Origin of the sequence: Sulfitobacter sp. HI0027, from assembly GCF_001634775.1 — a bacterium.
GTDB lineage: Bacteria > Pseudomonadota > Alphaproteobacteria > Rhodobacterales > Rhodobacteraceae > Sulfitobacter.
On sequence record NZ_LWER01000427.1, the window covers coordinates 1 to 519 of the forward strand.

Annotated in this window: 1 protein-coding gene; it reads left to right on the forward strand. The window is 56.6% G+C overall.

Features of this window, described 5'->3' with window-relative positions:
• Positions 1-392 (forward strand): IS110 family transposase (locus tag A3722_RS18860; RefSeq protein WP_150120562.1); only part of this gene is annotated, 392 nt, incomplete at its 5' end.
• Positions 393-519: the final 127 nt, after the last annotated feature.

A 519-nucleotide genomic window follows, 5' to 3' on the forward strand; every position in this document is an offset into this window, starting at 1 on the left:
TCCGTTTGCTGCGCACTATACCCGGCGTCGGCGCGGTGACGGCTTCTGCGATCATCGCCAGCATTGGAGATGGTCACCAATTCAAAAACGGCCGGGAGTTCGCAGCATGGCTGGGTTTAACGCCTGCCAACAAATCCAGCGGCGGTAAAGAGAAGCTGGGGCGGATCACCAAGATGGGTGACCAGTATCTGCGATCATTGCTTGTCGTTGGTATGACATCACTCGTTCGACAAACACGATCCCATCCCGAGCGAGCCAGCGAATGGCTTACATCCTTGCTTGAACGCAAATCTGCGCGTGTCGCAACCGTCGCCATGGCCAACAAGACCGCCCGGATCGTCTGGGCAGTGCTTACCCGCAACGAACCCTACAGCCCACGCACTGTAGCCTGAGACGAAAGGAACAACGAGTTAGCAAGACCCGCGAGATGATGGTGCATAAGTCTGCCGCCAAAGCCAAGACACTCCGCCGAATGGCGCGGGCATAATAGCCCGTAAAGCTGATAGGAACTTGGTTTGC